Source organism: Nostoc sp., assembly GCF_036918245.1.
Lineage (GTDB): Bacteria > Cyanobacteriota > Cyanobacteriia > Cyanobacteriales > Nostocaceae > Nostoc.
The window spans coordinates 50,592-70,908 of record NZ_JBALEF010000094.1 but is presented as its reverse complement, the minus strand read 5'-3'; the positions used below and the strand labels follow the sequence as shown (position 1 = coordinate 70,908).

The following is a 20,317-nucleotide window of genomic DNA, read 5'->3' as shown; positions in this document are numbered from 1 at the left end:
ATTAAATAAATACTTTTTGATAGGACAAAACAATGATTACCACTGAATTATCTAACATTGGCAATATTATCCAGACTCAACGAGAGTTTTTTCAAACGGGCAAAACTAAAGATGTAACTTTTCGCATTGAACAACTGAAAAATCTTAAGCAAGCAATCATTGAGCATGAACAGCCAATAGTCAAGGCATTACAAGCGGATTTACGTAAACCAGAAGTAGAAACTTACCTTACAGAAATTAGCGTAATTAAGGATATTGATTACGCCATAAAACATCTTCAAAACTGGAGTAAGCCCCAAAAAGCAGCGGTTTCCTGGGATTTTTTTTCCTACTCAGCGAGAATTTATCCAGAACCGTTAGGGGTTGTCTTAATTATTGGGCCTTGGAACTATCCATTTAACTTAATTATCTCACCGCTGATAGGTGCGATCGCAGCCGGAAATTGTGCAATTATCAAACCTTCAGAAATTGCTTCTCATACGTCTGATGTAATTGCTAAGATTATCGCCAAACATTTTGACCCTGCTTATCTTGCAGTGGTTGAAGGAGGTGTGGAAGCAAGTCAAAAACTACTTGCAGAAAAGTTTGACCATATCTTTTTTACTGGTGGTACAGCCGTCGGCAAAATCATTATGGCAGCAGCAGCAAAATATCTCACACCAGTGACTTTAGAATTGGGTGGGAAAAGTCCTTGCATTGTAGATACTGACATTAATCTTGAACACACTGTCAGACGAATTACTTGGGGCAAATTTATTAATGCTGGACAAACTTGTATCGCCCCCGACTATCTTTTAGTTAATAAAACAATCAAGAAAGATTTAATAGATGGTCTGGAAAAATCCTTAAAAGAATTTTATGGTGAGAATCCTGTAAATAGTCCTGATTATGCCCGGATTATCAGTCAAAAACACTTTGATAGATTGGTGAGTTTTCTCAAAGACGGTGAAGTTATCATCGGTGGAGAAAATCAACCTTCAGAGCGTTATATTGCCCCAACACTGATTGATAATGTCTCACTAGAAGATTCTGTAATGCAGGAAGAAATCTTTGGGCCGATTCTACCCATCATTGAATATACTGACATTGCAGAAGCGATCGCTTTGATTAACTCTAGACCCAAACCCTTGGCGTTATACTTATTTTCTCAAGACAAAAACCTGCAAAAGCAAGTTTTGCAGGAAACTTCCTCTGGTGGAGTTTGTATTAACGACACAGTTATGCAGGTTGGTGTCTCGTCTTTACCATTTGGTGGAGTGGGAGATAGCGGTATCGGCAACTATCACGGCAAAGCTAGCTTTGACACCTTTTCCCATAAGAAAAGTGTATTGCAAAACTCCTTCTGGCTCGATTTAAAGTTGCGATACGCTCCATATCAGGGCAAATTGCCACTCATAAAGAAACTTCTGGGTTAAAAAGGTTAAAGGGTACAGGTGATAGGGTATAGTTTTTCTTGACTGTAACCTATAACCTGTAACCTATTCCCTTCTGAACTCTTAAAACCCAAAAGCTTTGCTATAACGCTCCTCAGCCCAAGGTTCACCACGGCGATGGTAGCCATTGCGTTCCCAAAAACCAAGTTCTTCAGCAGCTAAAAATTCTAAACCATTAATCCACTTAGCACTTTTCCAAGCGTAGAGGTGGGGTACAACTAGACGCATCGGCCCACCGTGTTCAGATGGAAGGTCTTCACCAAACACTTTAAAAGCAAAGAAGTTTTCTTCGCGCAGAAAATCTTCTACAGAAATATTGGTAGTGTAGCCGCCATAGCAGTGTTCCATAATGTGAGCTACTTTCGGGTCTAATTCAATCAGATTCATGAAATCTGTAACTTTAATGCCAGTCCATTTGACATCAAGTTTAGACCAGCGCGTTACACAGTGGAAGTCGGCTGTGAATTCATGGTGAGGTAGCGCCATAAAGTCTGACCAACTAAAGGTAGCAGATTTTGCTAAACCCCAAACTCGAAACTCCCATTCCTCACTGCTGACTTGGGGAGTTTCACCGTAAGTTAATACTGGGAAACCTTTAGCTAAATGTTGACCAGGAGGAACGCGTTCGCCCTCTTCTTTGCCTGGTTTCTGAAAAAATTTTCCTAGCATAGTTAGAGAAAAATAAGTTTTCTCAAGATGTTTATAAGCTTTTTTTGCTGAGTTGCCAACAGTATCAGATGTTTTACTCTTTATATAAACTCTTGAATGATAGGTAATGGGTAATGGATGTTTCCAATTACTCACTACCAATTTTTTTCGCTCTAATGAGCTTATGTAAAGTGTCTATGATTCATAATGCAATCAGGAAAGCTAAGAAAAAGCATTTATCCAGTGATCGGAAGTTTGATTGTTGAGTTTGGCAATCAAATCTATCGGTGCTGTTCATGCTTTTCCTGACTGAGAAATTATGATTCTTCTTCCTCTTCTTCAGCAGCTGGATATACAAATGTAGAACGTCCAGTCAAAATTGACTTACCCAGAGATAGGGCTTTCTGAGCTTCAACGACGGCTTTATGCCTCCAGGTAGCTCGACGTTTATCTCGTTTTGATTTGGAAGTTTTCTTCTTAGGAACAGCCATGTCACCAGATATCGCGATTTTTGACAACCTTCTTATTCTAGGCCATCCACTGACGCCAAAGACAACAGTTGAGTCAGGAATAAGTAAGTTGGGTTAAGACTGACGCAATGACGCAAGAACAGCAAGAATGACTTTCTCTAAATCCCCCAAGGTTCCGAGCCAAGAAAGCTTTGGCTCGGACTTCTAGTTCAACCCCTCATTTTGGCGTTGACACAGCGCTAGCTGCTGGAACTTGATTAGAGTTATTTTCAAAGAAAAGTAAAGAACGCGCAGTTTTGAAGTAAGTGGCCCAAATTTGAGCATCGGGACGCGATCGCCATTGAGGACGACTTACATCTAATGTCAGGACTGGTGCGATCGCTCCATAATTTTGTACGGACACAATGATGGAAACATCTGTCACCAAGATATCTTGGTCAAAGCTCCTTTGAGCAGCTGCCCTAGCGACCGCTTCCGCTCTCCTGAGAACGGTTTCATAGTTTTCTTCCGGCAGGCGGTCAATAGCTAGATCAACTCTAGCGGTGTAAGCTCGTACAACCTGTGGTGCGATCGCTTCCATCAAAAACCACGCAGGAACAGTAGATATGAGCAAAACTACTAAAGGAATTATCCGGATTCTTCTGGCAATTTGGCTAATAACTGAAAAGGGAACGAGCGATGATGGTAGGTGAGCAGAAATTTTGCTCATGACCTTCTATCTCCTTAGTAATGATCTGTTATTGAAATTAGGTAAAGGTATTTTCCTACTAATTAACGTAATAAAAATTACATTTTAACTTAAGATTCAATCAGAATCACCTAGACTATAAGACATTGGTTAGCTTTGTTTTTTTGGCAAAGCCAACCGCAATTTTAAGACCAGCAAACAACAATAACTGACAAAGAGCGGGATGGCAAATTACTGGGCGATCGCGATTGGTATCAATCAATATCAGTTATTTCAACCTTTAAGTTGTGCCCAAGCAGATGCTGAGGCACTAGAAGATTTTTTGGTGACAGAGGCAGCTTTTATCCCCAAGCACTGTCTAGTTATGACAGATACTTCGCCACCGATTGGGGATAGATCGACTTACCCGACGAAGGAGAATATTTTGCTGCTACTTGAAGATTTAGCAGCAACAAGTTGGCAACCAGAAGACTATCTGTGGTTATTCTTTAGCGGTTATGGAGTCAATTACAAAGGCAAAGATTACTTAATGCCAGCAGAGGGCAACCCGGAACTCGTGCAAGAGACTGGCATAGAATTGCGATCGCTAATGCAAAGTCTGCAACTTGCTGACTTAAATGTATTACTACTACTCGATATCAACCGTGCTTTTGGTACCCAAGCGGATGCTCCCGTTGGTGAAGAAACAATAGAACTAGCCCAAGAACTACAACTCGCAACAATTCTTTCTTGCCAACCAGAGCAATTTTCCCATGAGAGTAGCGAACTAGGTCACGGATTCTTTACAGCAGCTTTGTTAGAAGCTTTGCACTCTGGTAATGGCAGCAACTTGGCAGATTTAGAAAGCTACCTGAGCCTGATTGTACCAAAGTTATGTCATCACCACTGGCGTCCGATCCAAAATCCTGCCACTATCATCCCATCAAGGCAGCAAGTAATCTTGCCAAAATTGGCAATGGAAAGTGATTTTCAGCCAGAAGCGGTGATTTATCCAGAAGAATCTTTTGCTGTTGCCCTTGCAGCTCCTCCCCTCGACGATTTCTCTAAAACTTCAGCAGATCGGGGCAGACAGGGAGAAGTTAGTGTGAACTCCTCCCAACAGGTGAAGAGTCAAAAAGTCCAGGAGTCAGGTGGCAGCTTAGTTTCCCAACCAATGGCAGAAACTTCCTTGGGAGTACATACCAGAGGAAGATTTATCCCCAATTCCTCCAAAGGTTACGTCTCTCGATTGCCAGCGAATCAGCCAAGTATCCCTTATTGGAAACAGTTTATCTTATGGGGCGGAGGCAGCTTGCTGGTAGCAGGTTTAATTGCCGTAGTTTTTCTGCGTAATCAAGAAACTTTTAGAATTAAGCAAATATCAAGTACATCACCTAATGCTACTGTACCTAATGCTACTGTTAGCGATCGCCAGGTTGTCGAGAATTTACCAAGCGATCGCACTCCACCAGTTAGACTCAACAACCAATCTAGCGCTCAAATAGCCTCTAGTTCCCAGTCAAAAAAGCGAAATCAAGCAGTTTTAGACCTGGCGAAAATGTCGCTCAGACAAACTCAGGCGAGTGATTTGAGCATGGCGATCGCTACAGCCCGAAAAATTCAACCCGGTGAACCACTGTACGAACAAGCTCAGGAGAATATTAAGATTTGGAGCCAGATGATTTTAGATTTAGCAGAAGGTCGTGCTAAACAAAGACAGTATGCCAGCGCTATTGCTGCTGCTCGATTAATTACCAAAGATGAAGCCCCCTACGCGAAGGCACAAGCAGCAATTAACCTGTGGCGCTTAGAGGGTAAGCAGTATGTGAGTAACAAAACTCTTTTAGATGCAGCTAACGCCTTAATTAAGTCTGAACAGGCATCTACCTATAATCGAGCGATCGAAGTTGCCAAGAAAGTACCAGCCGATCAACCAGGCTTCGATACTGCCCAAAAATCGATCAATAAATGGAGTGAGAAAATTTTAGACCTGGCCAAGCGTCGCGCCGCCGAAGGAGAACGTAACGCCGCAATTGCCACCGCAGCGTTAGTGCCAGAGGAGACAGGCGCTTACGAAGATGCTCAGGATGCCATCCAAAAATGGCAAAAGAAATAATAAAAAAATAATAAAAAATAGTTAGGAGTTAGGAGTTAGGAGTTATATTATTGATCCCCGACCTGTTACTCCTGACTCATAACTTTTCCCTCAGCTCTCATATCTCAGTATTAGCAGTACTGCGATACATCTTCGCCACACTCGTCGGCTAGATAGCACAACGCTCGGAAACGTAAACCAACTACTTCTTCATATAAGGGGTTGAGTTTGCACATGGGTGGAATGTGAAACAAGGTTTTCCCAAATAATTTGACATCTCGCTCAAAGGGGCACTGAGATGGAATCAGTTTGCACAAGCGGTGAGCTAGTTGGCGATCGCGAATTTGAATGTTTTCTACTCGTTGCCGTAGGGGTTGGAGAATATCCCAGTGAGGCTTGGCAGCAGAATGGTTTAGCTGGGTTGCTTTATGGTCAGTAGTCTCTGCTTGATTGATTGATACCCAGCTTGCCAGAAAAATCTTTTTTGTGGTATTGTCGAATACCTTCATGGTTAACCCTCTGTGTTATTGAGGCTATTCACCTTTTTGATGAATATATACAACGTGGCAACGAACTTTCCCGGAAAAATCGCGTTCTGACTGCGATATAATGTAATACCTGATTAGCCACTTAAGTCAGAACCTACTTTATTACTACGTCAAGTTAATCGCAAATTTCTGGGGATCGGTAGTGTAATATTACGATCTTGTTCATAACTTGACATAGTTTAGATTTTAATAAAGACATCCATCATTGGATAGGCTTTAGTGTAACATTTACAGAACTTAATATAAGGTCTTTCCAAAAGAATTTTTGCTAAGTATAAACATCAGTAATACCCTAGAAGGCATTTTTCCTCTCCGTGTTCCCACTTTCTCACGTAAGTGTGTCTTGTTCATCGCTGGCTGAATACCGTAGAAGTAGTGATTTTTGATCGAGTAGAATCGATTGCATTTCACAAAACTTACGTTGGCAGTAGGAATTTGAAAATGATATAGTCTGAAGCGTTAAAATCAGACGAACTTGCTTATGGGTGTTTCTGTACTCTACAGCGCAATTCCTCCTGGCGGTACGCTGTACGCACGCCTTCAGAGTCAAAAGGCACTCAGCATCCTTGTAGTTTCTCTTTTCCCCTATGGCTGCGGTATTTTCCGCTTTTTTGAGATTGATCCTGAAGAGATTAATGAAATCCTTGAAGATTTTATCGAAACACATCAAGAGACTTTTGGATCTAAGGTAGAAGCAGATCGGGTAATCGCACAATTGCGGTCTGAGTTAAGGCTTACTCGTCAAGCCTATCCAGGGATTGAAGATAGAACAGCATCACTAGAAAAAACATCTGTTGAGATCGAGAAACGTTTGTCGCAGGAGCTATGGAGAAGAAAGTTTGTGAATGCCGATGAGATTGTTGAAAAGCTCATGTTCAAAGACCAAACCCTTGCTCCAACTCTGTTGTCAACAGAGGAGTCATTGGGACTTATATCCCGTGAGCTAGTCAGTGAAGGAGCCAGCATTTTTCGACAGATTGATCCTGAAACACTGTTTACAAGAAATGAGTGGTGTTTTGAAGACTTCGAGCGGTGGAGAGATTTGTATCTTTCAGCAGCCGAGAAAAATGAGGAGATATTGGTTGGAGTTGCTTGAGGCGACAGCAACCTAACAAGTTAGATCGCCTCCAATAACTATAGATAATTTCTATACTCATAATAAAAGAAAGCGCAAAGACATTCAGAAAAATTCTATGTCTTTGCGCCCATCGAAATTTGAGTGGTGATAGTCGCCGCTTAAACTTCTCTCTGTATGAGATTTTTATCTTAAATTCTCTATGATGCTACCTGAGCAGCAGTCCGAGTCCGCCGTCTTCTCCCATCAGCAACTTTTACAGGTGGCTCATCAGGGATTTGCATCAACAAAGTCACAGATGGTTGACATTGCAATTCCCGACGGATGGAACGTTGCAATTCTCGTTCTAAAGTTCCTTGCAATCCACCCCAGTCTATATCTGCTGCTTCACCTTCGCTAGGAGCAAATTCTGACCAGCGCACAGAGAGGATTTCTTCAATGCGTTGTTTTACCCAGGTTTGTAACAGCGATCGCTCTACACTTGTAACTACACCCCGGAGGTGAGTTTCTGGTTTTGCCAACAGTTTACCATTCCAATCAATGGCAGCTGCGATCGTAATAATGCCTTCTGAAGCCATGCGTTGCCGTTCTTGCAGCACTTTGGCACTCACCATACCCGAACTAGTAGTATCCACCAATTCAATACCAGATGGCACTTTACCAGCAACGCCAATAGCATCTTCAGTCAGTTCGACAATATCACCATTCTGAATGATAATCATGTTTTCTGCGGGAATGCCCATACTCTGAGCCGTTTCTGCGTGCTTCACTAGCATCCGATGTTCGCCGTGAAATGGCACAAAGAATTTGGGTCGAGTTAAGGCAATCATCAGTTTTTGTTCTTCCTGACAGCCGTGACCGGAGACGTGAATTCCTTTATCCCGCCCATAGACTACTTTCGCACCCTGAATCATTAATTTATCAATGGTGTTGACCACAGCGATCGTATTTCCGGGAATTGGGTTAGCAGAGAATACTACCGTATCTCCTTCGCGAATTTTAATGTGGGGATGTTCTTTGTTGGCAATGCGGGTCATGGCTGCCATCAATTCACCCTGAGAACCTGTAGTTAAAATCAGTACTCTTTCATCGGGTAGGTTGCGGACAGCGTGCAATGGTTGCAGCAGATTATCTTCACATTTGATGTAACCTAAATTGCGGGCATGAGCAATCAAGTTCAGCATGGAACGCCCGACAACTGTCACTACACGATTCTGCTTCTTGGCGATATCCAAAATCATGTTAATGCGATGGACGCTAGAAGCAAAGGTAGTGACAAATAATCGCCCAGGTGCTTGACTAAATACTCTCTCCAGATTGGGATAAACTGAACGTTCGGAAGGTGTAAATCCTGGTACTTCTGAGTTAGTAGAATCACTCAGCAAGCAAAGAACGCCTTTTTCACCATGTTCTGCTAGGCGTTGCAAGTCAAACTTTTCGCCATCCACTGGGGTATGGTCAATTTTAAAATCCCCTGTGTGAATGACTACACCCAAAGGAGTATGAATAGCAACAGTGAAACTATCAGCGATGGAGTGGGTATTACGGATATATTCAACTAAAAAGTTTTTGCCAATCCGCACTACATCACGTGGTAGAACTGTTCTGATTTCTGTGCGATCGCGGACTCCTGCTTCTTCTAATTTACCCTCTAGCATTGCCATTGCTAGTCTGGGTCCATAAATCACTGGGATATCAAATTGCTTGAGATGAAAAGCAATCCCACCAATATGGTCTTCATGACCATGAGTAACGATCATCCCTTTAATTTTGTGGCGATTTTCCCGCAGATAGGTCGTATCTGGTAAAACAATGTTTACTCCATGCATCGCCTCTGTGGGAAAAGCTAATCCTGCATCTAAGAGGATTATTTCATCGTCATACTCAAAAAGACAGGTATTTTTACCAATTTCATGCAAACCGCCCAAAGGAATAATTTTCAAGGCGGAATTATTAGCTTCGTTTTTAGCCATTTTCTCCTTAGATTGTTACTTGTGGTTAATTAAGTTGATAGTTAACTTTCCTTGTATTTAAGACAACATCATTTGTCTCTTAAGTCAGTCCCAAAGCAATCAAGTTTTAATTGAAGATTTCAATTTTTTATTCAATAAAATCAACTGTAAAACTCAAGGATTCATAGTATATCTATCAGTCCTAGCACAGGTTTTTAAATTGCAACTTATGAACAATTATGATCGTTGTTTATATGTATCTTTGGCAAGGAGAATACTACCAGCATTTAAATAGCTGGTGGCTAGATTAAACTAAGTTCTTTCAGAACTGCTTCTAACTTTTGACTGACTTCTAAATCAGCTTCACATAGCGGCGGACGAGTTGAACCAACCTCCCAACCTTGAAGTTTCAGTGCTTTTTTCACTGGAATGGGATTTGAAGTGAGAAATAGAGCTTTAAACAACGGGAAAAGTTGGAGATGAATGTCGCTTGCTACCTCAATTTTTCCTGCACTAAAAGCTTGAATCATCTGCTGTAGTTGGTTTCCTACCAGATGAGAAGCTACACTTACCACACCCTTTGCCCCGATCGCTAACAAGGGCAAAGTCATGTAATCATCACCAGAATAGATGTGGAATTCTTTTGGTGTCAAGCGACGAATTTCGCTTGCCTGATCTATATTACCAGTGGATTCTTTAATCCCGACAATATTGCTAACCTCAGCTAACCGGGCAACTGTTTCTGGCTGAAGGTTTTGTCCGGTACGACCGGGGACATTATATAACAACAACGGTAAGTCGGGACAGGCTTGTGCTATTGCCTTAAAGTGCGCTTCCAATCCCGCTTGCGGCGGTTTGTTGTAATAAGGAACAACTTGTAAGGAACCATGTACTCCTATTTTAGACGCTTTTTGGGTGGCTGCGATCGCTTCTTTGGTAGAATTTGATCCACAACCTGCGATTACCTTGGCTTTTCCGCCCACAGACTGCAATACTTCGACAAACAACTGGTATTCCTCATCCCAACTTAGTGTCGGGGATTCTCCGGTTGTGCCGCACATCACCAATGTATCTGTACCGTTGTTAGCTAGATGCGCCGCCAGTTCTGCCACTACATCATAGTTGACACTACCATCTGCTTTAAATGGCGTAATCATAGCGGTTAAAACATTACCAAAATCTCCCACCCTTTTTTCACTCCTGATTACCCATGTTTTTATATCTTGGTGGTTCTCTATTGTAATAACCTATCTGCAAATTGCTTTCAAGTGTCATTTTTCCTTTGTCATTAGTCATTTGTCTTTTGTCACTTTCCCAATGACTAATGACTAATAGCTAATGGTTTGAGTAGATTTTTCTCTACTAACAACTCGGCGATTTGTACTGCATTTAATGCTGCGCCTTTGCGGATTTGGTCGCCACACAACCATAATTCCAAGCCACAAGGATGAGAAATATCCTGACGAATTCTTCCCACTAGAACTTCATCTTGACCTGTTGCTTCAATGGGCATCGGAAAATGATTAGTTCCCCAATCTTCGACCAATTTTACTCCAGGGGAAGAATTTAAAATTTCTCTGGCTTCCTTCGCACTAAAGGGAGTCTCAAATTCTAAATTAATGGCTTCTGAGTGGGCGCGGAGTACGGGAACCCGTATACAGGTTGCAGTGATTCTGATTTGCTGCGTACCAAATATTTTTCGGGTTTCGTTGACCATTTTCATTTCTTCCTCACAATAACCCAAATCGTTTAATGGGGAGTTATGCGGGAATAAATTAAATGCCAATGGGTAAGGCAATATTTCGGCAATCGCTGGCTGTCCTTGTAGTATAGCGCTTGTTTGGGTTTTGACTTCTGCCATTGCCCTAGCCCCAGCACCACTAGCAGATTGGTAGGTTGCAGCGACGATGCGTTGCACTGGTTTAACTTTATGCAATGGCCAGACTGCCACAGCCATCAAAATCGTTGTGCAGTTGGGGTTAGCAATAATGCCTTGGTGATTTGCTGCGGTTTGGGGATTCACCTCTGGAACTACTAAGGGAACTTCCGGGTTCATCCGAAAGGCACTGGAGTTGTCAATTACCACTGCGCCCTTTTCCACAGCAACTGCTGCCCAAGTTTTAGATGTGGAACCACCTGCACTAGCCAGTACTATATCGACATTTTCAAAGGTGCGATCGCAAACTTGCTCTATTGGTATATTTTCACCTTTAAACCGCAGCGATCGCCCGACACTCCGCTCTGATGCCAATAACTTCAAGTCAGCAACCGGAAAATTACGACTTTCTAATAATTCCAGCAACTCTGTGCCAACTGCACCAGTAGCTCCCAAAATAGCTAAACAATAGGATTTCGACAAACTTGCTTCCTCCTTTAACAGATTTAATCTGCAATTTCTTGGAACAATTGACAATTTAGTTATATTTAAATAGCGATCGCAGTCTGGAAATACATTTTTAATAGGTTTAGATTTTTCTTTAATTTAGTCTATCTTTATATATTTAATACATTTATTTTTTTGTTTAATAAGTTAAGTGATGTTGCATTTTCAAACAACGGTGATTTATTTTTTTCATCGATTAATCGATTATTTTAACTATATATTATACAATAAAGCGCTATTTATCAGAAAAAGCGAGATATCTGCACTTAGGGGTTTAACAAGCATCCTACCTGTAAAGAAACAAATGTATTGGCTATAAACTTGCTTACCAAGATGATGAATATACCAGGATCTAAATGCATAAAGCCAGCACAACGTAAAACTGAGCTATGCGGTTAAGTAACAAATGCACTCTCGTACCACACACAACTTAATAATAGCTAGACTCAATACTATAACTTTAACCTGGGGGTACTAACCACTCTTTGAGAACCAGGATATCACGGCCTTAGCCCACTGAATAATTAATTCCCAAGTTTTAGAGTGAGTCGGGAGTCAAGAAGGGAATAGGGTACAGGTTATAGGGTATAGGTTACAGATTTTTTCCCTATCACCTCCCCCCTAATCCGAATGCCCTATTAACCAAATTGTTATGAAGGTAAAATGTCAAGTCCTTGATAATTGGCAGTAAACTGGATCTTTGCCCCAAGACAAACATCCATCCTTGGATGTTACAAGACCTTTTGGCAAACTCCCATTACCTCTAAGAGACATCAAGCCATAAACGCAAACAATTATTTTATTGCGTTTTGTGTGTACTCGGAGTATAGAATACCAGAAAACTAGAGACGAAGCATGAAAGTTACCCAGGAAAAACTTCCCGCCAGCCAAATTGGCCTGGAAATAGAGATTACGCCGGAAATTACCAAGCAAACTTACGAACAGGTCATTAAAAACTTAGCGAGTACTGCCAATATTCCTGGGTTTCGTAAAGGCAAGGTGCCTCGGCCGATATTGCTACAACGGCTGGGTACAACTCGAATCAAGGCAGCGGCGCTGGAAGAACTAATTCAAGATGGCATTGAGCAAGCAGTCAAACAAGAAGCTATCCCAGCAATCGGTCAGCCGCAATTGCGCTCCTCTTTTGAGGATTTGATTAATAATTATGAACCTGGAAAGCCCCTGACGATTTCGGCTGCTGTGGATGTAGAACCAGAAGTGAATCTAGTGCAGTACACTGATTTGCAAGCCAAGGCCGAAGAAGTTAAGTACGATCCAGAACGAGTGGAAAACACGCTGGATAAGGAACGTCAAGAATTGGCGACATTGATTCCTGTGGAAGGACGTGCAGCCCAAATCGGCGATATTGCCGTAGTCGATTTTAAAGGTTCATTCGCCAGATCTGAGGGCGAGGACGAAACAGCTGAACTAGAACCGATTCCCGGAGCCGAAGCAACTGATTTTCAAGTTGAGTTGCAGGAAGACAAGTTTATTCCAGGCTTTATTTCGGGAATAGTGGGGATGAATCCGGAAGAAACCAAAGAAATTGTGGCACAGTTCCCAGATCCTTATGCTAATGAAGAATTAGCTGGAAAAGCGGCAACTTTCACTGTGATGCTCAAAGAACTGAAGGAAAAGGAACTACCAGAAATAAATGACGATTTAGCCCAGGAAATCAGCGATTTTGAAACTTTAGAAGAGTTTCGTGCTTCTTTGGTAGAGCAATATCAAAAAGAGGCGGACGACAAAACAAAAACCAATAAACAGGAAGCCTTGTTAACAGAACTGCTCAAGCACGTAGAAGTTGACTTACCAGCAACATTGATTGAGCAAGAAGTGGATGCAATGCTAACGCAAACAGCAATGCGGCTGTCTCAGCAAGGATTAGATGTGAGAAAGTTGTTTACTCAAGATATTATTCCTCAATTGCGGGAGCGATCGCGTACTGAAGCAATTGAACGCATCAAACGCTCCTTATCCTTGCGGGAAATCGGGAAACGCGAATCTATCGAGGTAACCCCAGAAGAAATCGCAGCCAGAGTCACAGAACTTTTGGAGCAATACTCAGAGGAACAGGACGTTGATGAAGATAAACTGCGCTCAATCGTGGAAAACGAACTGTTAACTGAAAAAATCATCGATTGGCTCTTAGAACACTCATCAGTTGAACTTGTACCGGAAGGTTCCTTGAGTCCTGCGGAGGAAACGGAAGACGCAGAATCAGATGCTGATGGTGATGCACCTCAGACTGAGGAAGGAAACAGCGAAACTTCTACAGAAGTCACAGAAGGATAATAAAAAATCCCATAGCCATTAATTCACCAGTTCTGAGTTAAAGTACTGGTGAAATGGGTAAGGTAAGGGAGATGAGGAAGTAGAGGAAGAAATAACCAATGCCCCATGCCCCATGCCCAATGCCCCATAACTCAGAGATGAAGTCAAAATAATTAAAGAATTAGTGAATTTTCGGCAAATAGTGACACCTGTTATGACTTGAGCTTGAGACTGTGTTACACGAGAGGAAATTATATGAGGCATAATGGTTAACACGTAGCTTATAAAATTCCATTCGTTGAAAAGGCAGCATCCGCTGCTGAAACATTTGTCCAAAATAATCGTCAAAGAAAGCTTGTATGCTTGAATCGCAGTCGGGAAATTCCCCAATCAGCAACTTAAGTCGAATAAACATTAACTCCCAGTTGAGCAGCCCTAGCAACATCGTACCGATGGTGATAGAGCAATCTGGCATGGGAGAAAGGGCTTTCGACATCTACTCCCGCCTGCTGCGAGAGCGGATTATCTTTTTAGGAACGCCGATAGACGATGCCGTAGCCAACTCAATTGTGGCTCAGTTGTTATTCCTAGACGCTGAAGACTCAGAAAAAGACATCCAACTGTATGTTAATTCTCCTGGCGGCTCGGTCTACGCAGGGATGGCAATCTATGATACAATACAGCAAATTCGCCCTGATGTTGTTACCATCTGTTTTGGATTAGCCGCGAGCATGGGGGCATTTTTGTTGACAGCAGGAGCTGCCGGTAAGCGAATGTCTCTGCCCGACTCCCGGATTATGATTCACCAACCACTTGGTGGCGCTCAAGGTCAAGCCATTGACATTGAAATTCAAGCCAGAGAAATTCTTTACGTTAAGGCTAAGTTGAATCAGTTAATGGCTCACCATACTGGTCAACCCTTAGAAAGAATTGAAGCAGATACTGAGCGCGACTTTTTTATGTCGGCAGAAGAGGCAAAAAACTACGGTTTGATTGATCAGGTTATTTCCAGGCAAAATCTTCCCGTAGCAGGGGAAAACGTCACCATTCTGAAATAAGAGGCTGGTATGTCTAAGTACGACTCCCATTTAAAATGTTCATTTTGTGGCAAGTCTCAAGAGCAGGTGCGTAAATTAATCGCAGGGCCGGGAGTCTACATCTGCGATGAATGCGTTGACTTGTGTAATGAAATACTAGACGAGGAGTTACTCGATACCAATGGTGCGGCAGCACAACCAGCACCAAGAGCAGAGCCACCTGAAAAACGGCGTACCCACTCTGGTAGTATTTCGTTTAATCAAATACCCAAGCCAAGAGAGATTAAAAAGTATCTAGACGAACACGTCATTGGTCAAGACGAAGCGAAGAAAGTGCTGTCAGTAGCTGTTTACAATCACTACAAGCGGCTGGCAGTCATTCAATCTAAAGCCAGTGGCAAACCTGGGGCGGATGATGCCATAGAACTGCAAAAGTCCAACATCTTGTTAATTGGCCCGACTGGTTGCGGCAAAACTCTCTTAGCGCAAACTCTAGCGAAAATCCTGGATGTACCCTTTGCCGTAGCCGATGCGACGACGCTGACGGAAGCAGGGTATGTGGGAGAAGATGTGGAAAATATCTTGCTGCGACTGTTGCAGGTGGCAGATTTAGATATAGAGGAAGCGCAACGGGGAATTATTTACATTGACGAAATTGACAAAATTGCTCGTAAGAGCGAGAACACCTCAATTACCCGTGATGTTTCTGGCGAAGGCGTGCAGCAAGCCTTGCTGAAAATGTTAGAGGGAACGATCGCCAATGTACCACCCCAAGGAGGGCGCAAGCATCCTTATCAAGACTGCATCCAGATTGATACAAGTAATATTTTGTTCGTCTGTGGTGGTGCTTTCGTAGGCTTAGAAAAAATTGTCGATCAAAGAGTTGGCAAAAAAGCAATTGGCTTTGTGCAACCGGGAGAAGGTCAATCGAAGGAGAAAAGAGCAGCAGACACTCTTCGCCATCTAGAACCGGATGATTTAGTAAAATTTGGCCTGATTCCAGAATTTATTGGGCGGATGCCAATGGTAGCAGTAGTAGATCCGCTAGATGAAGAAGCGCTGATGGCGATTCTCACTCAACCACGCAGCGCCTTAGTGAAGCAGTACCAAAAACTGCTGAAGATGGATAATGTCCAGCTAGATTTTAAAGCAGATGCTTTACGAGCGATCGCTCAAGAAGCCTACCGGCGTAAAACTGGTGCTAGAGCATTACGTGGTATTGTCGAAGAACTAATGCTGGATGTAATGTATGAGTTACCATCCCGTAAGGATGTGACACGCTGTACAGTAACACCAGAGATGGTCGAGAAGCGATCGACTGCTGAACTGATAATACATCCATCTTCACTACCGAAGCCAGAATCTGCTTGATAGTCATTAGTCATTGGTCATTAGTCATTGGTCAAAAAATAAGGAATAATAACCATGTACCAGGGACTAATGACAACTGACAAAGGACAAACGACTAATGCCTTATATTAATGTTCGTGGCGTTGAGCATTACTACGAATGGATGAAAAAACCATCCAGTTCTTTGGTAAAACCGGTGATGGTTTTCATCCACGGTTGGGCTGGTTCGGCTAGATATTGGCAAAATACTGCTGATGCTTTATCAGAGCAATTTAATTGTTTACTCTACGATTTGCGGGGATTTGGCCGTTCTCGTGGAAAGCCAACCATCGCCCAAGCCAGTGAAGCTGTTGCTGAATCTGAGTCACCACAGGAAGAATCAGAGGCAATCAGAGAGTTAACTTATGAATTAGAGGAATACGCTGATGATTTGGCAGCTTTGTTAGATGGGTTGCATCTTCAGCGTGTTTATATCCATGCTCATTCAATGGGTGCGTCTGTTGCCACTTTATTTTTTAACCGCTATCCCGAACGAGTGGAACGAGGAATTTTAACTTGTAGCGGTATTTTTGAGTACGACGAAAAATCTTTTAGTGCTTTTCATAAATTCGGTGGCTATGTAGTGAAATTCCGTCCCAAATGGTTAAGCAAAATCCCATTTGTTGACCGGATGTTTATGGCCAGATTTTTATATAGTTCTATACCACATTCTGAACGGCAAGCTTTTTTGCAAGATTTTCTCGAAGCAGATTACGATGCAGCGATAGGGACAATTTTTACTTCAGTCAGTAAGGCTCAAGCTGAAGTAATGCCGCAAGAGTTTGCCAAGCTGACAGTGCCGACTCTACTGGTGGCGGGGGAGTATGACAAGATTATTCCAGCCGAAATGGGGCGTCAAGCAGCTGCCCTGAGTGACAAAGTGGAATTTGTGATGATTCCCAACACAGCGCATTTTCCAATGTTGGAAGATGTACCAACTTATCTACAACGGGTACAAGAGTTTTTGCAAATTAACACGCCAAAACCACAAGTCGGATAACTAATAGCGGTTTTTTAAACAGTTAAGTGTACCTGTGTGATACCTTGACGCATTTCATATTGTCGCTTTAACCAAGACTTTTGAATTATTTTACGGAGCAAGGGAGCAAGTTGAATCAACAGCGAACGCAGTAGTGCATTTTTTCGCAGTAGTTCGCCTTGTTTAGCTTCCTGTAACTGGAGTTGCTGGGCGCGGATAATTTCTGGCTCCCGTTCCGCTTGGATATGCGATAATGCCATGTCAATATCCTGGTGTCCAGTTTCTTTGTGCAACAACGGTACAAGATGATTAGCAGCGACAATCACATCACGCAATGCTAGATTAATTCCTTGGGCACGGACGGGAGACATTGGGTGTGCAGCGTCACCTAGAAGCAATACCCCTGGTGCATGCCATTGGGGACAATAACCAACCACAACAGAGAGCCGAATAGGGGATTCGATGGTGTCTGCATAATTACGAAAATGCTCTGCTAGCCATGAGGGTGATAGTGAGGCAAAAATCTTTGCCCAGTTGGTTTGTTTCCAGTCAGTGTTTTCGGTTGCGGACATTATCCAAGCCAGATGCAGTTTTCCTGACTCTGCTCCGTGAAAGATGCTAAATGCGCGATCGCCATTTAAAATTGTACGAAACACATTATTCTCTGCAAACTCAGGGCTGGCGGCAAGTTTAAACCAAAGAATATCAATATTTTTAGGCTGGCGTACCAATTCCAATCCTATACGTTGTCGCACAAGAGAATTTCTACCATCTGCCCCAATCACTACGTCAGCAGCAAATTCTCTCCCATCGCTCAGTACTACACCTGCGACACGTTGATTACTCCACAGCAAATCTTTTACAGGAACACCCTGGATGAATTCAAACCCATCAATGGTTTGAGCTTCCGAAATCAGTGCTTTGAGCAGTGGTGGTTGTGAAACCAGTGTACAGGGTCGGGTTGCCCCCATCGGTTCATCAACTCGAAACAACTGCTTGCCCCCGATAATGAATTCCCACGCGTCAAGTTGCCGATGGGGAATATGTTCCAACAACGCCGATAGACCCATTTGCTCTAGGGCATCTAAGCCACTGGGCATTAATCCTTCACCGCGAAATACACGATGAAAGTCTTTTGCTGCTTCAATTAACGTTACAGTAATACCACGTTTTACAAGGAGCAGGGCAAGGGTTACACCTGTTGGGCCTGCGCCCACAATCACAATCTGCACTATCCCATTCCTCCTGTATCAGTTGCTCTCAAAGATGTTGGTAGAATTATCTTGAGATTAACTTAAACCCAGTTCTCGTTTTAGCAAGTTAATCGAGTTAGCGCCGATATAATTTTCAACCTTAATCAGCTTTGGTGGACGAATAATATCTTCATCAGATGCTTGCACGGCTGCTTGCACTGCCGCAAAACTGGCTTGGTCGCTTATGATTACCTCAGCCCGTTTAACCATTGCCTGAAGTTTATAAGCATCTTTTGGTTGCGAAGTCATCACCAGTAGTTCATCACCCCGCAAACCGTGGAGGATGACTTCTGCGGCTCGTGCAATCCCGGAACTAAGGCTAACTATCCCAACACAGTTTTCTTTTGGTAGGGTTTTCAAGAGGTTGAGTTCTTTGCTGTAGTCGTAGATATCGAGAGGAATCACCCGTGCAGCTTTTGGAGCAGCGATCGCTTCTACATTACTGATAAAATATCGACTTGTGACTACTGTCGCAGAGGTAGTTTTATCTAGTACAGCTGTTAATTCTTCCATCGCTACCAACTGAACTGGGATTTTTAGCGATCGTTCTAATTCATACACCATTAACTCACCAGCACCCATATCATAAGATGGAACTGCAACCAGTACCCGCGCACTACAACGCAAGCGCCAGTCAATTTCCGCTAAAAATAGCTCTCTAGCTTGATTCAGTGAACATCCTTGGGAGAGCAGTTCGTCAAGTGCTTGCTGGACAACTTGATAGGCATCAGGATTTTGTTTGAGAATTGGTGATTGCAGCCTACTACCGCCCTCATGACCTTGGGCACGAACATAAATACCCGAACCAGCCATACTTTCAACAAATCCGTCTTCCTCTAGTTGACGGTAAACCTTACTTATGGTATTACGGTGTAACCCCGTTTGCATTGCCAGCGCCCGTGTGCTTGGTAATTTGTAAGCAGGAGGATATTGCCGAGAAGCGATCGCAAATCGGATTTGATTAAACAGCTGGGTTGATGCGGGAATTTCGCTGTCTGGCTGAATACGGAATTGAATCATCACCAAACCTCCTGAATACTAAGTGCTAATGAGTGCTGAGTGCTGGGTGCTGAGTTTTGAGTATTAAGTGTTGCTTTTATACTCAGCACTTTTAACTCAGCACCTTTGTAGTGATGAGTTGCATTTACTACATATCAAATATGTTATTTACATATAAAGTTTTTCTGGGAGAAATTTCTAATGCGCTCACTATTGGTAATTGATAATTTAATTAGAAAAAAGCTAGGCATACTGGCATAGTTATATCAAATAAACACACGGCTAATCACACAGCACTGGTAAAAATTATTATGACAGAGCAAGCAACAATTACCACAACGGTTAATCTTTTGCAAGATAATATTCAAGTGTCTGCTTATCTAGCAGAGCCAAAAGAATCTGGTTCTTACCCAGGAGTTGTAGTATTACAAGAGATTTTTGGTGTCAACGTTCACATTCGGGAAGTTACAGAACGGATTGCCAAACTTGGGTATGTAGCCATCGCACCTGCACTTTTTCAACGGATTGCTCCTGGCTTTGAAACCGGATACACACCCGAAGATATTGAAACGGGCAGAAGCTACGCCATGCAAACTCAAGCCTCAGAGTTATTGAGCGATATTCAATTAGCAATTGACTATCTCAAAAATCTGCCTCAAGTGAAAAAAGATGGTTTTGGCTGTATTGGCTTCTGCTTTGGCGGTCATGTCGCATATCTTGCAGCTACCTTGCCAGATATTAAAGCTACAGCTTCCTTCTACGGTGCTGGGATTACCACTCGCACACCAGGAGGTGGCGCACCGACACTCACCCGCACCAAAGAGATTCCAGGTACTCTTTATGCCTTCTTTGGCAGGGAAGATACTAGCATCCCAGCCGAACAAGTAGATGAAATTGCAGCAGAGTTAGAAAAATATAAAATTCCTCATCGTGTGTTTCGCTACGATGGAGCTGATCACGGATTTTTCTGTGACCATCGTGCCAGTTATAATCCTAAAGCTGCGGCCGATGCTTGGGAGCAAGTAAAACAACTCTTTGGTCAACTAAACTGAAGCATACGCAGCCAAGTTTGTCATTAGTCATTGGTCATTGGTGAATAACAAAGGACAAATGAC

18 protein-coding genes are annotated in these 20,317 nt (G+C 42.7%); 8 read left to right on the top strand and 10 right to left on the bottom strand.

The window, feature by feature from the left end; genetic code table 11:
* Nucleotides 1-32: 32 nt before the first annotated feature.
* Nucleotides 33-1,415: an aldehyde dehydrogenase gene (locus V7L12_RS26790; RefSeq protein ID WP_335088982.1), complete on the top strand. Its 1,383-nt coding sequence runs from the start codon at nt 33-35 to the stop codon at nt 1,413-1,415.
* A gap of 81 nt (nt 1,416-1,496) precedes the next feature.
* Here the strand turns inward: V7L12_RS26790 and V7L12_RS26785 are convergent, their stop codons facing one another.
* The 3 genes from V7L12_RS26785 to V7L12_RS26775 all read right to left on the bottom strand — a co-directional run bounded on the left by V7L12_RS26785 (nt 1,497) and on the right by V7L12_RS26775 (nt 3,260).
* Nucleotides 1,497-2,102 (bottom strand): sulfite oxidase-like oxidoreductase, encoded by a 606-nt coding sequence (locus V7L12_RS26785; protein WP_335089237.1) that lies wholly within the window; start codon nt 2,100-2,102, stop codon nt 1,497-1,499.
* A 296-nt stretch (nt 2,103-2,398) separates the two neighbouring features.
* Nucleotides 2,399-2,572, bottom strand: a complete 174-nt coding sequence (gene rpmF, locus V7L12_RS26780) for a 50S ribosomal protein L32 (protein ID WP_094328804.1) — start codon at nt 2,570-2,572, stop codon at nt 2,399-2,401.
* Between the two features lie 196 nt (nt 2,573-2,768).
* Nucleotides 2,769-3,260 (bottom strand): hypothetical protein, encoded by a 492-nt coding sequence (locus tag V7L12_RS26775; protein ID WP_335088980.1) that lies wholly within the window; start codon nt 3,258-3,260, stop codon nt 2,769-2,771.
* Nucleotides 3,261-3,462: 202 nt separating this feature from the next.
* Here V7L12_RS26775 and V7L12_RS26770 point away from each other — a divergent pair, with 202 nt between their 5' ends.
* On the top strand, nt 3,463-5,334 hold the full coding sequence (locus V7L12_RS26770; protein WP_335088979.1) for a caspase family protein: 1,872 nt from the start codon (nt 3,463-3,465) through the stop codon (nt 5,332-5,334).
* Between the two features lie 110 nt (nt 5,335-5,444).
* Here V7L12_RS26770 and V7L12_RS26765 read toward each other — a convergent pair whose 3' ends face one another.
* Nucleotides 5,445-5,822: a Mo-dependent nitrogenase C-terminal domain-containing protein gene (locus V7L12_RS26765; protein WP_335088977.1), complete on the bottom strand. Its 378-nt coding sequence runs from the start codon at nt 5,820-5,822 to the stop codon at nt 5,445-5,447.
* A 520-nt stretch (nt 5,823-6,342) separates the two neighbouring features.
* Between V7L12_RS26765 and V7L12_RS26760 the strand changes: the two genes are divergently transcribed.
* Complete coding sequence (locus tag V7L12_RS26760; protein ID WP_335088975.1) at nt 6,343-6,957, top strand: hypothetical protein; 615 nt, start codon at nt 6,343-6,345, stop codon at nt 6,955-6,957.
* Between the two features lie 179 nt (nt 6,958-7,136).
* On the opposite strand, the gene V7L12_RS26755 is transcribed toward V7L12_RS26760, so the two are convergent.
* From V7L12_RS26755 to V7L12_RS26745, 3 genes are all read right to left on the bottom strand, one after another.
* Nucleotides 7,137-8,909, bottom strand: coding sequence for a ribonuclease J (locus V7L12_RS26755; RefSeq protein WP_335088973.1), 1,773 nt, complete (start codon nt 8,907-8,909; stop codon nt 7,137-7,139).
* Between the two features lie 281 nt (nt 8,910-9,190).
* Nucleotides 9,191-10,075 carry a 4-hydroxy-tetrahydrodipicolinate synthase gene (gene dapA / locus V7L12_RS26750; RefSeq protein WP_335088972.1) on the bottom strand — a complete coding sequence of 295 codons (885 nt, stop codon included), beginning with the start codon at nt 10,073-10,075 and terminating at the stop codon, nt 9,191-9,193.
* Between the two features lie 134 nt (nt 10,076-10,209).
* Entirely contained in the window at nt 10,210-11,247 is a 1,038-nt protein-coding gene (locus V7L12_RS26745) for an aspartate-semialdehyde dehydrogenase (protein WP_335088970.1), read from the bottom strand.
* Between the two features lie 879 nt (nt 11,248-12,126).
* On the opposite strand from V7L12_RS26745, the gene tig reads away from it, so the two are divergent.
* Nucleotides 12,127-13,566, top strand: a complete 1,440-nt coding sequence (tig, locus tag V7L12_RS26740) for a trigger factor (RefSeq protein ID WP_335088968.1) — start codon at nt 12,127-12,129, stop codon at nt 13,564-13,566.
* A gap of 18 nt (nt 13,567-13,584) precedes the next feature.
* Here tig and V7L12_RS26735 read toward each other — a convergent pair whose 3' ends face one another.
* Entirely contained in the window at nt 13,585-13,809 is a 225-nt protein-coding gene (locus V7L12_RS26735) for a hypothetical protein (RefSeq protein ID WP_335088966.1), read from the bottom strand.
* Between the two features lie 95 nt (nt 13,810-13,904).
* Here V7L12_RS26735 and clpP point away from each other — a divergent pair, with 95 nt between their 5' ends.
* From clpP to V7L12_RS26720, 3 genes are all read left to right on the top strand, one after another.
* Nucleotides 13,905-14,603 carry an ATP-dependent Clp endopeptidase proteolytic subunit ClpP gene (clpP, locus tag V7L12_RS26730; protein WP_104905916.1) on the top strand — a complete coding sequence of 233 codons (699 nt, stop codon included), beginning with the start codon at nt 13,905-13,907 and terminating at the stop codon, nt 14,601-14,603.
* Between the two features lie 9 nt (nt 14,604-14,612).
* Entirely contained in the window at nt 14,613-15,953 is a 1,341-nt protein-coding gene (clpX, locus tag V7L12_RS26725; RefSeq protein ID WP_335088964.1) for an ATP-dependent protease ATP-binding subunit ClpX, read from the top strand.
* Between the two features lie 97 nt (nt 15,954-16,050).
* On the top strand, nt 16,051-16,971 hold the full coding sequence (locus V7L12_RS26720) for an alpha/beta fold hydrolase (protein WP_335088962.1): 921 nt from the start codon (nt 16,051-16,053) through the stop codon (nt 16,969-16,971).
* 14 nt (nt 16,972-16,985) lie between these two features.
* Here the strand turns inward: V7L12_RS26720 and V7L12_RS26715 are convergent, their stop codons facing one another.
* Together V7L12_RS26715 and V7L12_RS26710 are read right to left on the bottom strand one after the other, a co-directional pair.
* Complete coding sequence (locus tag V7L12_RS26715) at nt 16,986-18,185, bottom strand: FAD-dependent oxidoreductase (protein ID WP_335089235.1); 1,200 nt, start codon at nt 18,183-18,185, stop codon at nt 16,986-16,988.
* Between the two features lie 54 nt (nt 18,186-18,239).
* Entirely contained in the window at nt 18,240-19,223 is a 984-nt protein-coding gene (locus V7L12_RS26710; protein ID WP_334820367.1) for a GntR family transcriptional regulator, read from the bottom strand.
* A gap of 290 nt (nt 19,224-19,513) precedes the next feature.
* On the opposite strand from V7L12_RS26710, the gene V7L12_RS26705 reads away from it, so the two are divergent.
* Complete coding sequence (locus V7L12_RS26705; protein ID WP_335088960.1) at nt 19,514-20,254, top strand: dienelactone hydrolase family protein; 741 nt, start codon at nt 19,514-19,516, stop codon at nt 20,252-20,254.
* The last annotated feature ends 63 nt before the right edge of the window (nt 20,255-20,317 follow it).